This is a genomic window from Bradyrhizobium sp. 139, from assembly GCF_023074175.1.
Classification (GTDB): domain Bacteria; phylum Pseudomonadota; class Alphaproteobacteria; order Rhizobiales; family Xanthobacteraceae; genus Bradyrhizobium.
The window spans coordinates 14,052-26,960 of the sequence record NZ_JADPKS010000073.1; the positions used below are offsets into that span (position 1 = coordinate 14,052).

The following is a 12,909-nucleotide window of genomic DNA, read 5'->3' on the forward strand; positions in this document are numbered from 1 at the left end:
CATTGTCTTTCCGGTTCGAAGGCTACGTCATCGTCTCAGCGGAGGGCATGCTTGCCGACGCGAGCCATGTCATGCCCGACAGCCTGAAGTTCGAAGGCGACAAGCTGTTCTTCGAGCAGGCGCTCGATCGCGCCGCGCTGATCGTGCACGGCCGGCACTCGCACGAGCAGCAGCCGAATTCGCCGAAGCGCAAGCGGCTGATCCTGACCCGCAAGATCAAGGCGCTGACCGTCGATCCCGAGATGCCGAAGGCGACATTGTGGAACCCGGATCACGCGAGCTTCGAGGAAGCATGCGCTTTTGCTGATATGGCTGGCGGCACCGTGGCGATCATCGGCGGCCCTGTCGTGTTCGACATGTTCATGGACCGCTACGACACCTTCTGGCTCTCGGAAGCCCCGCATGTGCGGCTGCCCGAGGGCGAAGGCTGCTTTGTCGGTGTGCCGGAGCAGACGCCGCACGAGGTGCTGACGTCACACGGGATGAAGCCTGGCGCGCCGTTCATCCTGGATGCGGCGCATGACGTCGCGGTAACGCCGTGGCGCAGGACCGGTTAGCGCTCGGCGGCCTACCCGCCCCACAAAACATCGAAAACAACCCCATGCACAGTAGAATGGCCCTGCCGGCCAGGATGCTTTGAGCGCGTCTACGGAACTCTAGACGTCGCCATAGGCCGCCTCGGCCGGCCGCGTGGCGCGGCCGTAGCCCATGATCATGAACAGCGCGCCGATGATCGACAGGTTCTTGAGCGCGTCGACCAGCATCTTGGCGTTGTCGGGCGGCGCCTGATTCCAGAAGTCGTTGAACAGCACGGTCGCGACCGCGAGATAGATGATCAGCAGCATCGCGAAGAATCTTGCGCCGAAGTTCAGCGCGATCATCAGCCCTGCGATGATCTCGAGCACCCCGACCGCGATCGCCAAAAGCTGCGGCGTGGTCATGGCGGTCGCGGTCTCGATCTGCTTGGCGTAAGGCGCGATGATGTCGGGCACCACGACCTTGGTGGCGATGAAATCAGCCGTCGCCTGAATGGCAAAGAGCTTGGTCGCGCCCGTGTAGATGAACAGCACGGCGAACAGGATCCGCCCGAAAGTCACGAAGGCTGGCATGATCGGCCTCTTTGCTCAGGCTTTCTGAAACTGGAATTTTGACGAGAGCACCGAGCGATTATGAAGTGTCATTCGTCGGTTTACAAACGGGGAAATCGGGACACCGTTTTGAAAAGATCGAACCGCTGACGCGCCGGAAGTGCGCTCCCTCTCCCCGTTGTTACGGCAGGGCTATCGCATATGAAAAAAACGGGCGGGAAGCTCGCCTGCGGCCATCCTTTGAGACGCCCGCCTACGGCGGGCCCTCAGGATGAGGTCGCGTTTCGCGGCCAGATATCAGACCCTCGTGGTGAGGAGCCCGCCAAAGCGGGCGTCTCGAACCATGCAGGCCGAGCACGTCCGGCAAGCTCACAGCTGCCAAATGCGATTGCCTTGCCTGCGGAGCGAGGTGAAGACCGCCGCCTCAGCTAAACAACGTCGGCTGCTGCCGGGCCGCGCGCTCCTGCGCTTCGACCACGGCCACCGCGGTCATGTTGAGGATACCGCGCGCCGTCACCGACGGGGTGAGGATGTGGGCGGGGCGCGCCGGGCCGATCAGGATCGGGCCGACGGGGAGCGCATCCGCCAGCGACTTGATCATTTGATAGGCGACGTTGGCGGTGTCGAGGCTCGGCATGATCATGATGTTGGCCTCGCCCTCGAGCTTGGAGTGCGGCAGCACCATTTTCCGCGCGGCGGCGGAGAGCGAGGTGTCGCCCTGCATCTCGCCGTCGGCCTCGATCTCCGGATGCTTCTCCTTCAACAGCTGGGTCGCCCGGCGCATCTTGCGCGAGGATTCCGTGTCGTAGCTGCCGAAATCCGAATGCGAGACGAAGGCGATCTTCGGCTTGATGTTGAAGCGCTGGACGTGGACTGCCGCTAGCGAAGCGATCTCGGCGAGCTCCTCGGCGCTCGGATTGGGCCGCACCTGGGTATCGGCGATGAAGAAGGCGCCCTTGCTCGTGATCAGCAGCGCCAGCGCCGCATAGTCGCTGATCCCCGGGCAGAACCCGACGATCTCGCGGACATGGCGCAGATGGCTCATGTAGCGGCCCTCGACGCCGCAGAGCATGGCGTCCGCCTCTCCGCGCACCACCGCGAGTGCGGCGATGACCGTGTTGTTGGTGCGCACCACCGTGCGCGCCGCATCCGGCGTGACGCCGCAGCGGCCGGCGACCTCGACATAGGACTGCACGTAGGAGCGGTAGCGCGGATCGTCCTCGGGATTGACGAGGTCGAAATCCTTGCCTGCCTTGATCGACAGGCCGAAGCGCTTGATGCGCGCCTCGACGACCGACGGACGCCCGACCAGGATCGGCGTCGCCAGCTTCTCCTCCAGCACGACTTGCGTGGCGCGCAGCACGCGCTCGTCCTCGCCTTCGGCGTAGATCACGCGCACCGGCTGGGTCTTGGCCTTGGCGAACATCGGCTTCATGACGAGGCCGGAGCGGAAGGCGAAGCGCTCGAGCAGCGCGGTGTATTCGTCGAAATTGGTGATGGGGCGCGTCGCGACGCCCGACTCCATCGCCGCCTTGGCGACGGCGGGGGCGATGCGTAAAATCAACCGTGGATCAAAGGGACTCGGGATCAGCGAGCCCGGACCAAAGCCCTGCGCTTCGCCGGTGTCAAAGCCTTGCGCCACCGCATCCGACGGCGCCTCGCGCGCGAGCTGCGCGATGGCCTCGACGGCGGCGTGCTTCATCTCCTCGTTGATCGCGGTGGCGCCGACGTCGAGCGCGCCGCGGAAGATGAAGGGAAAACAGAGGACGTTGTTGACCTGGTTCGGATAATCGGAACGCCCGGTGCAGATCATGGCGTCGGGACGGGCCTTGCGCGCCTCCTCCGGCATGATCTCCGGCGTTGGGTTGGCGAGCGCCATGATCAAGGGCTTGTCGCTCATTGTCTTGGCCATTTCGGGTTTGAGCACGCCCGGCGCAGAGAGCCCGATGAAGATGTCGGCGCCGCCGATCACGTCGGCGAGCGTGCGCTTGTCGGTCTTCTGCGCGTAGACCGCCTTCCAGCGATCCATCGTGGTGTTGCGGCCCTCATGCACGAGACCGTCGATGTCGCAGACCCAGATATTCTTGCGCTGCGCGCCCATCGACACCAGCAGGTTCAGCGTCGCGATCGCTGCGGCCCCCGCCCCCGACGCCACGATCTTGACGTCGGACAGTTTCTTGCCGTTCAGCCGGAGGCCATTGGTGATGGCGGCGGCGACGATGATCGCGGTACCGTGCTGGTCGTCATGGAAGACCGGGATCTTCATGCGCGCCTTCAGCTGCGCCTCGATCTCGAAGCACTCCGGTCCGCGGATATCCTCGAGATTGATGCCGCCGAAGGTCGGCTCGAGCGCCGCCACGGTCTCGACCACGCGGTCGATGGTGTCGGCGGCGATCTCGATGTCGAACACGTCGATGCCGGCGAACTTCTTGAACAGAACCGCCTTGCCCTCCATCACCGGCTTCGAAGCCAGAGGCCCGATGTTGCCGAGGCCGAGCACCGCGGTGCCGTTCGAGACCACGGCGACCAGATTGGCGCGAGTGGTCAGGGTCGCAGCTTCCGCCGGGTTCTTGGCGATCTCGGTGCAGGCGGCAGCCACGCCCGGAGAATAGGCAAGCGCGAGGTCGCGCTGGTTGGCAAGCGGCTTGCTCGCCTGGATCTCGAGCTTTCCGGGGCGCGGCAGACGGTGATAGGCCAGCGCCGCCTGGTGGAGATCATCGGAATAGGACGACATGCGGTCTCTCGCCTCGCGTTACCGGCCTCAAACTACGTTGTCCCGACCGGCCTGTCGCGGATCGCGGTATTCCGGGTCATGGAAACGGGATGAAGCACGCCCGGCGCCCCGGTGGCAACATCCGATTGCAACGCCATCAACAGGCCGCGCAGTCAAACATTTGAAAACCATAGCTTTCCTGGACCGCACACGACTTTGCGAATATGGCAGGTTGCGCGGCGTACAACCGGCAACTGGGGCTGAGGAATGAAACGAATCCTGATCGGCCCGGTCGCGGTGATCGCACTCGCCGCGGGCGGATGGTTCGGCTTCAATCTCTGCATCCAGCATCGCGCCACTGCAGAGGTCGAGGCGGCCTTCGAGCAGATTCGCAGCAGTGGCGGCAAGGCCAGCCACGGCAAGATCGGGTTCGATCTGTCGACACGCACTCTCACGATCGAGGAGGTCAATGTCGAGCCGGGACGGGCCCCTCTGGCCGGCATCAAGGCTGCGAGCTTCAAGGCTGTCGGCGTTCGTCAAGTCGACGAGGCGCACATTGCGGCCGACAATGTCGAGATCGATGGCGTGGAGTTGGCGATCGACGGCCCCGCAGGTGCGGTGAGCACGAAGGTGACTTACAAGCGCGAGATAGCAGTTGGGCTGGTGAAAATCCCTCCCCGTCATTGCGAGCACAGCGAAGCATCCAGAGTCCCTCCGCGGGAAGATTCTGGATTGCTTCGCTGCGCTCGCAAGGACGATGTGGAGACACTGCCCCCGCGTCCGCCCTTCGCTGAAGCTTCGGCGGGACGAGGGCGGGGAGAGGCGAAGAGCTCAGCTCTTCTGCGGCAGGTTGACCCGCACATGCAGCTCGCGGAGCTGCTTGGTGCTGGCTTCCGATGGTGCGCCCATGAGCAAGTCCATGGCCTGCTGGTTCATCGGGAACAGCGAGATCTCGCGCAAATTGTTGGTGCCGCACAAAAGCATCACGATGCGGTCTACGCCTGCAGCCATGCCGCCATGCGGCGGGGCGCCGTATTGGAAGGCGCGGTACATGCCGCCGAAACGCTCGACGACTTCCTGTTCGCCATAGCCTGCGATCTCGAACGCCTTCACCATCGCTTCCGGCACGTGGTTGCGGATACCGCCCGAGGCGATCTCGTAGCCGTTGCAGGTGATGTCGTACTGGAACGCCTTGATGGTCAGCGGGTCCTGACCCTTCAGCGCATCGAGGCCGCCTTGCGGCATCGAGAACGGGTTGTGCGAGAAGTCGACCTTCTTGTCGTCCTCGTTGTACTCGTACATCGGGAAGTCGACGATCCAGGCGAGCTCGAACCGCTCCTTGTCGGTGAGGTTCAATTCCTCGCCGACCTTGTTGCGGGCGAGGCCTGAAAACTTCCAGAACTTGTCGGGATCGCCGGCGACGAAGAAGGCGGCATCGCCTTCCTTGACGCCGATCTGCGCGCGGATCGCGGCGGTGCGCTCCGGCCCGATGTTGTTCGCAAGCGGACCCGCGCCCTCGCCGCCCTCACGCCACATGATGTAGCCGAGGCCGGGCTGCCCCTCTCCTTGCGCCCAGGAGTTCATGCGGTCGCAGAAGGCGCGGCTGCCGCCGCCCGGTGCCGGGATCGCCCAGACCTGGTTCTTGGGGTCCTCGAGCATACGCGCGAACACCTTGAAGCCGGAGCCGCGGAAATGCTCGGAGACGTCCTGCATCTCGATGGGGTTGCGCAGGTCCGGCTTGTCGCTGCCGTATTTGCGCAGAGCTTCGGCAAAGGGGATCCGCCGCCAGCCTTTCGTCACCGGCTTGCCCTTGGCGAACTCCTCGAACACGCCGGTGATGACGGGCTCCATCGCCGCAAAGACGTCCTCCTGCGTGACAAAACTCATCTCGACGTCGAGCTGGTAAAACTCGCCCGGCAGACGGTCGGCGCGCGGGTCCTCGTCGCGGAAACACGGCGCGATCTGGAAGTAGCGGTCGAAGCCCGACATCATCAGGAGCTGCTTGTATTGCTGCGGCGCCTGCGGCAGCGCGTAGAACTTGCCGGGATGGATGCGCGAGGGCACCAGGAAGTCGCGCGCGCCCTCCGGCGAGGACGCGGTCAGGATCGGCGTGTTGAACTCGAAGAAGCCCTGCCCCTTCATGCGGCTGCGCATGGAATCGATGATCGCGACGCGCGTCATGATGTTCTGGTGCAGCTTCTCGCGGCGCAGGTCGAGGAAACGGTATTTGAGCCGGATGTCCTCGGGATATTCCTGGTCGCCGAACACCGGCAGCGGCAGGTCGCCGGCCGGGCCCAGGACCTCGATCTCGCTGACATAGATCTCGATCTTGCCGGTCGGCAGATCGTCATTGTCGGTGCCTTCGGGGCGCCGGCGGGCCTTGCCGTCCATCCGCACCACGAATTCCGAGCGCAGCTTCTCGGCCTGCGAGAATGCCGGCGAGTCCGGGTCGACCACGCACTGGGTCAGGCCGTAATGGTCGCGCAGGTCGATGAACAGCACGCCGCCATGGTCGCGAACTCGATGGACCCAGCCCGAGAGGCGGATCGTCTCGCCAATGTTGCTCTCGCGGAGCGCGCCGCATGTATGTGACCGGTAGCGATGCATGGTCGTCCCAAAATCAATGTCGGAGGAAGCGAATCGGACGGCCTGTCACGGCCGATCCGAGTTGCGGCAGGGTTTACCTCGGGAGGACGGGGGCGGCAACCAAGGGAACGGCCTGTTTTCGACCCGAAATGCCCATTTTTGGCGGCATGGGTCCCAAGCCTTTGCCATCAGGCGTTCCAGCCCTATCTTGAGGTCATGACGGTTCATTTCCCCTTCCAGAACTCCTATTCGGCGCTGCCGGATAGCTTCTTCGCACGCGTCGCGCCGACCCCGGTCGCAGCCCCCCGGCTGATCAAGCTGAACCGGTCGCTGGCGGTCCAGCTCGGGCTCGATCCTGATATGCTGGAGACCCCTGAGGGCGCCGAGATCCTCGCGGGCAAGACGGTTCCCACCGGCGCGGACCCCATCGCCATGGCCTATGCCGGCCACCAGTTCGGGCAATTCGTGCCCCAGCTCGGCGACGGGCGGGCGATCCTGCTCGGCGAGGTCATCGACAAGGACGGCGTCCGCCGCGACATCCAGCTCAAGGGCTCGGGCCCCACCCCGTTCTCCCGCCGCGGCGACGGCCGCGCCGCGCTCGGTCCGGTGCTGCGCGAATATATCGTCAGCGAAGCCATGTTCGCGCTGGGCATTCCGACCACGCGCTCGCTCGCCGCCGTCGTCACCGGCGAGCACGTCATCCGCGAGACCGCGCTGCCCGGCGCCGTGCTGACGCGCGTCGCTTCCAGCCACATCCGCGTCGGCACGTTCCAGTTCTTCGCCGTCCGGCGCGACACCGACGCAATCCGCAGGCTCGCCGATCATGTCATCGCCCGCCATGATCCGGAGCTATCTGGTGCCGAGCGGCCCTATCACGCGCTGCTCGCCGGTGTCGTCGCCCGCCAGGCCGATCTCGTCGCGCGCTGGCTGCTGGTCGGCTTCATCCACGGCGTCATGAATACCGACAACTCTTCGATCTCCGGCGAGACCATCGATTACGGCCCCTGCGCCTTCATGGATGCCTACAATCCCGCGCAGGTCTTCTCGTCGATCGACGAGACGGGCCGCTACGCCTATGCCAACCAGCCCCGCATCGCGCTGTGGAATCTGACACGGCTCGCAGAGTGCCTGCTGCCGCTGTTCGGCGAGGAGCAGGAGAAGACGATCGAGCAGGCGCAGGAAATTCTCGGTGCGTTTCCCGATATCTTCAGCAAGGCGTATCAGGCGGGCCTGCGCAAGAAGGTCGGCCTGTTCACGGAGCGCGACGGTGATGACGCGCTGATCCAGGATTTACTGGATGCGATGGCTAAGAACACCGCCGACTTCACTCTCACCTTCCGCAAGCTGGGCGACGCTGCAGGCGACGAGACTGCCGACGAGGCGCGCGCGCAGTTCATGGATCCCGCAGCCTTCGATGAGTGGGCCAAGCGCTGGCGCGAGCGTCTCGCGGCCGAGCCGCAAACCGCAGCCGAGCGGCAGGCCGTCATGCACGCGGTCAATCCGATGTTCATCCCGCGCAATCACCGCGTCGAGGCCGTGATCCAGGCTGCGGTCAACAACGACGACTACGCACCGTTCGAGGAGCTGCTGAAGGTCTTGGCCAAGCCGTACGAGGATCAGCCGGAGGACGCCGCCTATGCCGATCCGCCGCTACCGGATCAGCGCGTGTTGCAGACGTTCTGCGGGACGTGAGGCGGACTTATCTTCGTAGGGTGGATTAGTCTTACTGCGTCATAAGTTTCTTCGCGTTCGTGACGCGGCAATGGCGCCGCAGCAAGGACATCGCGGCAAGATTTTAGTGAGATCGCGGATCAGCCGCATGCGCATGGTTGCGATCGAGTTCACCGCATGGAGCGACGTCATGGCGCTCGGCGCGCCCCGCAGTCTCAGCTTCATCGGCATCGCAGCCGGTGCAGCCGCGACAATCGTATCTCTACGTCTGTTCGGCGGCGCGCACACCGATGCCTCGATTGCGGCCTACGGCGTTCTCAGCCGCATGATGACATTTGCTTACTTCCCGCTGCTCGGCATGAGCCTCGCCCTCCAGGCAATGGTCAGCAACAATTATGGTGCGGGCCTGTGGTCGCGTTCCAATTCCACGCTGAAACTGGCCCTGGTCTGGAGCCTGGCCTACGCAGGCCTCGCCGAGATTGGTCTGATCCTGTTCCGGCACCAATTGGGGGACTGTTTGTGTCGGATGCGGTCGTGATCCAGCAGGTGGCCGAGATCACGCCAACCTTCGTCACCGTGATGATGATCGCGAATTATTTCCAAAGCATCGGAGATGTCAGTCGTTCGGCGCTGCTGTCGCTCTCGCGCACCTACCTGTTTGCCGTACCGCTCATCTTCCTGCTGCCGCTTGCGGTCGGCGAAATAGGCATCTGGCTGGCGTTACCGGTGGCGGACGCGTCTCTGGTGGCCGTGACGTTGATGGTGTTGAAGGCGAGATCAGCGCAAGCCGAATGGGGATTGTTTCAAGTGGTCAGACAGCATCCACGGCTACTTCCATCGCGGGGCGGCGCGGTGCATTAACGAACCGTCCACCATCCAATCCACCCCGCAGCCGGTAACCACGACAATTAACAGACCCTCAACGCGACCCCGACAAGTCTAGCGGTCTTTCGGGGGACTTTGCCGTGGATCTGTTGGTGTTCGAATTCCTGGGACTGGCGCTGGTCGCCATGTGCGTGCTCGTGGTGGCGCTGCCGTGCGCCCGGAAATCCTCGCAGCGGATCCGTTACGAATAGGAATTTTGGCCGCCTCAAGCGATTTCGGCCCAAATGCAAGGCTCGAATTCGCTCCAACCCCCTTGACATCACAGCGCTTTCGGCAGAACGGCTGATGATCTCGTCATGGGCCGTTCATGGATTTGATTACCACCACCGCTGACCTTGCGGCTGCCTGCAGCCGGTTGGCCAAGCACCCCGTCATTACCGTCGATACCGAGTTCCTGCGCGAAACCACCTATTACCCGCTGCTGTGCGTGGTGCAGATGGCAAGCGCCGAGGAAGCCATCGTCATCGACACCCTGGCCGAGGGCATCGACCTCAAGCCGTTCTTCGAGCTGATGGGCAACGAGGGCGTGCTGAAGGTATTCCACGCCGCCCGCCAGGACATCGAGATCATTTGGCACCAGGCCAACATCATCCCGCACCCGGTGTTCGACACCCAGGTCGCGGCCATGGTGCTCGGCTATGGCGACAGCATCGCCTACGACCAGCTGGTCGAGAAGGTTACCGGCCACCGGCCGGACAAGACCCACCGCTTCACCGACTGGTCGCGCCGGCCGCTGACCAAGGAGCAGATGCACTACGCGGTGTCTGACGTCACTCACTTGCGCGACGTGTTCGCAGCGCTCGACGCCGACCTCAAGAAGCGGCGCCGCAGCGAGTGGGTCTCCATCGAGATGGAGGTCCTGACCTCGCCCAAGACCTACGACTTCCATCCCGAGCGCGCCTGGGAACGGCTGAAGACGCGGGTCCGCAAGCCCAAGGACCTCGCGGTCCTGATGGAGGTCGCCGCCTGGCGCGAGCAGGAAGCGCAGAGCCGCGACGTGCCGCGCGGCCGCGTGCTACGGGATGAAGCCGTCAGCGACATTGCGAGCCACGCGCCGAACACGCTGGAAAAACTCGCCCATCTCCGCTCGGTGCCGAAGGGATTTGAGAAATCCAAATGGGGCGCGGACATCGTCGCCGCAGTCGAGCGCGGGCTGGCGCGGGATTTTTCGACGCTGCCGAAGCTGGAGAAGCCGCGCAACAATAACAACGGCGCGGCAATCGTCGAGCTGTTGAAGGTCTTGCTGCGCATGACCGCCGAGCGCCACGCGGTCGCCAGCAAGGTGATCGCCACCGTCGACGATCTTGAAGAGATCGCGGCCGACGACGAGGCCGACGTGCCGGCCTTGCGCGGCTGGCGCCGCGAGCTGTTCGGCGATGCCGCGCTGAAGCTGAAGCGCGGCGAGCTCGCCCTGGCGATCGAGAAAGGCCGCGTGATCGGGGTTCAGAGGGCGGAATAGGCCCTGCCAATTATCAACGCGCGACAATGATCACCCCGTCATCCTGAGGTGCGAGGCGTGCGGTGCGAAGCATCGCACGAGGAGCCTCGAAGGATGCACGGCCCCGCTGCCGCAGTCGGGCCGTCGCCCTTCGAGGGCCGCCGAAGAGGCGGCCACTTCAGGGTGACGGCGATAGAGTAGGACCCGCTTTACGCCGGCGTCAGCTTCGCCACTTCGTCCTTCATGTCATCCAGCACGCCTGAAATCGCCGCGACCAGCTCGTCGACCTGGGCCTTGGTGACAATCAGCGGCGGGCAGATGGCGATGGCATCCAGCATGTTGCGCGAGATCACGCCGCGCTCCTGGAGCATGCGGCTCGCCATGCCGCCGACGGCGCCGGGTGTCGCCGCCGCCGTCTTGCGTTGCTTGTCGAGCACGAGCTCGATCGCCGCGATCATGCCGACACCGCGGACCTCACCAACCAGCGGATGGCTGGTGAGCTCGCGCAGCTTGCCCTGCATGTAGCCGCCGAGCTCGGCGGCATGTGCGACCAGGCCGCGCTCCTCGATGATCTTGAGGTTCTCCAGCGCGATGGCCGAGCCGACGGGATGGCCGCCCGCGGTAAAACCGTGGCCGAGCACGCCGATCTTGTTGCTCTCGTCCGCGATCGGCTCGAACATGCGATCGTTCATGATGATCGCCGACAGCGGGAAATAGCTCGAGGTGATCTGCTTGGAGACGACGATCGCATCGGGTTTGATGCCATAGGTCTCGCAGCCGAACATCTTGCCGGTGCGGCCGAAGCCGCAGATCACCTCGTCGGCGACCAGCAGGATGTCGTACGTCTTCAGGACGTTCTGGATCTTGTCCCAATAGGTCGCCGGCGGCACGATGACGCCGCCCGCCCCCATCACCGGCTCGCCGAAAAAGGCGGCGATCGTATCAGGCCCTTCCTTCTGGATCAGCGCATCGAGCTCCTCGGCCCGCCGCGTCGCGAACGCTTCCTCGCTCTCGCCGGGCGCGCCGTCCTTGTAGAAATGCGGCGAGCCCGTGTGCAGGATGTTGGGCAGCGGCAGGTCAAACGAACGGTGGTTGTTCGGCAGGCCGGTGAGGCTTGCCGACGCGATCGTGACGCCGTGATAGGCGCGCATGCGGCTGATCACCTTCTTGCGCTGCGACTGGCCCAGCGCATTGGAGCGATAGGCGATCAGCTTCAGGACGGTATCGTTCGCCTCCGAGCCGGAATTGGTGAAGAACACCTTGCTCATCGGCACCGGCGCGAGCGCCACCAGCTTCTCGGCGAGGTCGATCGAGGGCCCGTGCGATTTGGCGGAGAACGTATGGTAGAATGGCAGCGCCTGCATCTGCCTGTGCGCCGCTTCGACCAGCCGCTTCTCGTTGAATCCGAGCCCGACGCTCCACAGGCCAGCCATCGCCTCGAAATAACGCTTGCCCGACGCGTCGAACACGTAAGGGCCCTCGCCGCGCTCGATCACCAGCGGACCGGCCTGCTGATGCGCGCGCGCATTGGTATAGGCATGGAGCTGGTAGGCCACATCCCGGGCCTCTTGCGAATTGGGCAGCATGGACATTTGCGGGGATCCCATAAGTGGTCACGTCGCCGGCGGCGGCCAGCGTCATCACTCGATGATTACGTCACTTGGCTATTGCGACGGGACCAAACTTGCAACGCCAATTCGTCGGCAGCAAGCGCTCAGCAGCGTTGCACAAAGCCGCACACGGCGGGGCTCTCAAGCCGCCCCGTCGTCATCTCCATCGTCAGCGGCGGCAACGGCTTCCCTCACCTCGACCAGCGCCACCGAAAGCAGATAAACGGTCGTGGGCAAGCCGAGGCGTCGCGCCGTCTCGGCGGTACGCGACAAATCGCTCGCCAGCTCTTTGAGCCGCTCTCCCCGTGACAATGTCCCACCCCATCCATCCGCCGATCGCGGCCGCCTACACCGCGGTGGCGCCGCTGGTTCTGACCAGTTCGGCGCTGGCGTGGATCGTAGCAAAATTCCCGAGAACATTCACTATCGCATGCTTGTAGGCGGCGGCATCGCCCGTGCCGGGCTGCCGGCAGGCCACGGCGTCTCCGACCACCTGGTAGCGATGGCAGCGGTGAAACCCGTCGACGGCGGTGGCCAGGATGGTTTCGTCGAGGGAAAAGCCGATCAGAATGCAGCGCACATTGCGGATATTGGACATGTAATCCACGAACCGCGAGGAACTGTAGGCTGACGGCAGCGGGTGCTCGAACGTCAATTCACCGGGCCGCGGCTTCGCCTCCGCGATCCAATCGGTCAGCCTGGATGCCGGATTGAACCAGGCCGCCTGGGCGATGCGCTTCAGATGCATCACCGGCCAGAAATTGGTGCGCCACAGCGTCAGGAGTTCCAGGCAGCGCACGGTGGCGGCCTCGCCGTCGAGGATGACGTGGCGACGCCCGGGGGTCAGATATTCGACCTGGAGATCCGCACAGACCAGGATCGGCGGATCATCGGGGATGGATGCCAGCATGATCTTGC

General features: G+C 64.3%; 12 protein-coding genes. 5 read left to right on the top strand and 7 right to left on the bottom strand.

The window, feature by feature from the left end; all coding sequences use genetic code 11:
* The first annotated feature begins 2 nt into the window (after positions 1–2).
* Positions 3–557, top strand: a complete 555-nt coding sequence (locus IVA80_RS17015) for a dihydrofolate reductase (protein WP_247432315.1) — start codon at positions 3–5, stop codon at positions 555–557.
* A 99-nt stretch (positions 558–656) separates the two neighbouring features.
* On the opposite strand, the gene IVA80_RS17020 is transcribed toward IVA80_RS17015, so the two are convergent.
* The 4 genes from IVA80_RS17020 to aspS form a co-directional block, all read right to left on the bottom strand.
* Entirely contained in the window at positions 657–1,109 is a 453-nt protein-coding gene (locus tag IVA80_RS17020) for a DoxX family membrane protein (RefSeq protein ID WP_247432319.1), read from the bottom strand.
* A gap of 403 nt (positions 1,110–1,512) precedes the next feature.
* Positions 1,513–3,822 (bottom strand): NADP-dependent malic enzyme, encoded by a 2,310-nt coding sequence (locus tag IVA80_RS17025; RefSeq protein WP_247432322.1) that lies wholly within the window; start codon positions 3,820–3,822, stop codon positions 1,513–1,515.
* Positions 3,823–3,849: 27 nt separating this feature from the next.
* On the bottom strand, positions 3,850–4,494 hold the full coding sequence (locus IVA80_RS17030; RefSeq protein WP_247432325.1) for a hypothetical protein: 645 nt from the start codon (positions 4,492–4,494) through the stop codon (positions 3,850–3,852).
* A gap of 138 nt (positions 4,495–4,632) precedes the next feature.
* The gene (gene aspS, locus IVA80_RS17035; protein WP_247432328.1) at positions 4,633–6,408 is read right to left on the bottom strand and encodes an aspartate--tRNA ligase; all 1,776 of its coding nucleotides are present in this window, start codon (positions 6,406–6,408) and stop codon (positions 4,633–4,635) included.
* A gap of 195 nt (positions 6,409–6,603) precedes the next feature.
* On the opposite strand from aspS, the gene IVA80_RS17040 reads away from it, so the two are divergent.
* From IVA80_RS17040 to rnd, 4 genes are all read left to right on the top strand, one after another.
* A complete protein-coding gene (locus IVA80_RS17040) occupies positions 6,604–8,079 on the top strand; it encodes a protein adenylyltransferase SelO (RefSeq protein ID WP_247432330.1) in 1,476 nt (491 codons plus the stop codon).
* A 70-nt stretch (positions 8,080–8,149) separates the two neighbouring features.
* Positions 8,150–8,596: an MATE family efflux transporter gene (locus tag IVA80_RS17045; protein ID WP_247432333.1), complete on the top strand. Its 447-nt coding sequence runs from the start codon at positions 8,150–8,152 to the stop codon at positions 8,594–8,596.
* The gene (locus tag IVA80_RS17050; protein WP_247432336.1) at positions 8,593–8,919 is read left to right on the top strand and encodes a hypothetical protein; all 327 of its coding nucleotides are present in this window, start codon (positions 8,593–8,595) and stop codon (positions 8,917–8,919) included. The genes IVA80_RS17045 and IVA80_RS17050 overlap by 4 nt, the downstream gene beginning before the upstream one ends.
* A 331-nt stretch (positions 8,920–9,250) precedes the next feature.
* Positions 9,251–10,402, top strand: a complete 1,152-nt coding sequence (gene rnd / locus IVA80_RS17055; protein WP_247432340.1) for a ribonuclease D — start codon at positions 9,251–9,253, stop codon at positions 10,400–10,402.
* Between the two features lie 188 nt (positions 10,403–10,590).
* On the opposite strand, the gene IVA80_RS17060 is transcribed toward rnd, so the two are convergent.
* The 3 genes from IVA80_RS17060 to IVA80_RS17065 all read right to left on the bottom strand — a co-directional run bounded on the left by IVA80_RS17060 (position 10,591) and on the right by IVA80_RS17065 (position 12,901).
* A complete protein-coding gene (locus IVA80_RS17060) occupies positions 10,591–11,973 on the bottom strand; it encodes an aspartate aminotransferase family protein (protein WP_247432343.1) in 1,383 nt (460 codons plus the stop codon).
* A 159-nt stretch (positions 11,974–12,132) separates the two neighbouring features.
* Positions 12,133–12,264, bottom strand: coding sequence for a hypothetical protein (locus IVA80_RS38365; protein WP_256467436.1), 132 nt, complete (start codon positions 12,262–12,264; stop codon positions 12,133–12,135).
* 73 nt (positions 12,265–12,337) lie between these two features.
* Positions 12,338–12,901, bottom strand: a complete 564-nt coding sequence (locus IVA80_RS17065) for an isochorismatase family protein (protein ID WP_247432346.1) — start codon at positions 12,899–12,901, stop codon at positions 12,338–12,340.
* Positions 12,902–12,909 lie beyond the last annotated feature (8 nt).

Excerpts from the sequence above, each read along its gene's own strand:
- IVA80_RS17020 (WP_247432319.1), bottom strand. The coding sequence starts at position 1,109 with ATGCCAGCCTTCGTGACTTTCGGGCGGATCCTGTTCGCCGTGCTGTTC.
- IVA80_RS17060 (WP_247432343.1), bottom strand. The coding sequence starts at position 11,973 with ATGTCCATGCTGCCCAATTCGCAAGAGGCCCGGGATGTGGCCTACCAG.
- IVA80_RS17065 (WP_247432346.1), bottom strand. The coding sequence starts at position 12,901 with ATGCTGGCATCCATCCCCGATGATCCGCCGATCCTGGTCTGTGCGGAT.
- IVA80_RS17045 (WP_247432333.1), top strand. The coding sequence starts at position 8,150 with ATGGCGCCGCAGCAAGGACATCGCGGCAAGATTTTAGTGAGATCGCGG.
- IVA80_RS17025 (WP_247432322.1), bottom strand. The coding sequence starts at position 3,822 with ATGTCGTCCTATTCCGATGATCTCCACCAGGCGGCGCTGGCCTATCAC.
- rnd (WP_247432340.1), top strand. The coding sequence starts at position 9,251 with ATGGATTTGATTACCACCACCGCTGACCTTGCGGCTGCCTGCAGCCGG.
- IVA80_RS17040 (WP_247432330.1), top strand. The coding sequence starts at position 6,604 with ATGACGGTTCATTTCCCCTTCCAGAACTCCTATTCGGCGCTGCCGGAT.
- aspS (WP_247432328.1), bottom strand. The coding sequence starts at position 6,408 with ATGCATCGCTACCGGTCACATACATGCGGCGCGCTCCGCGAGAGCAAC.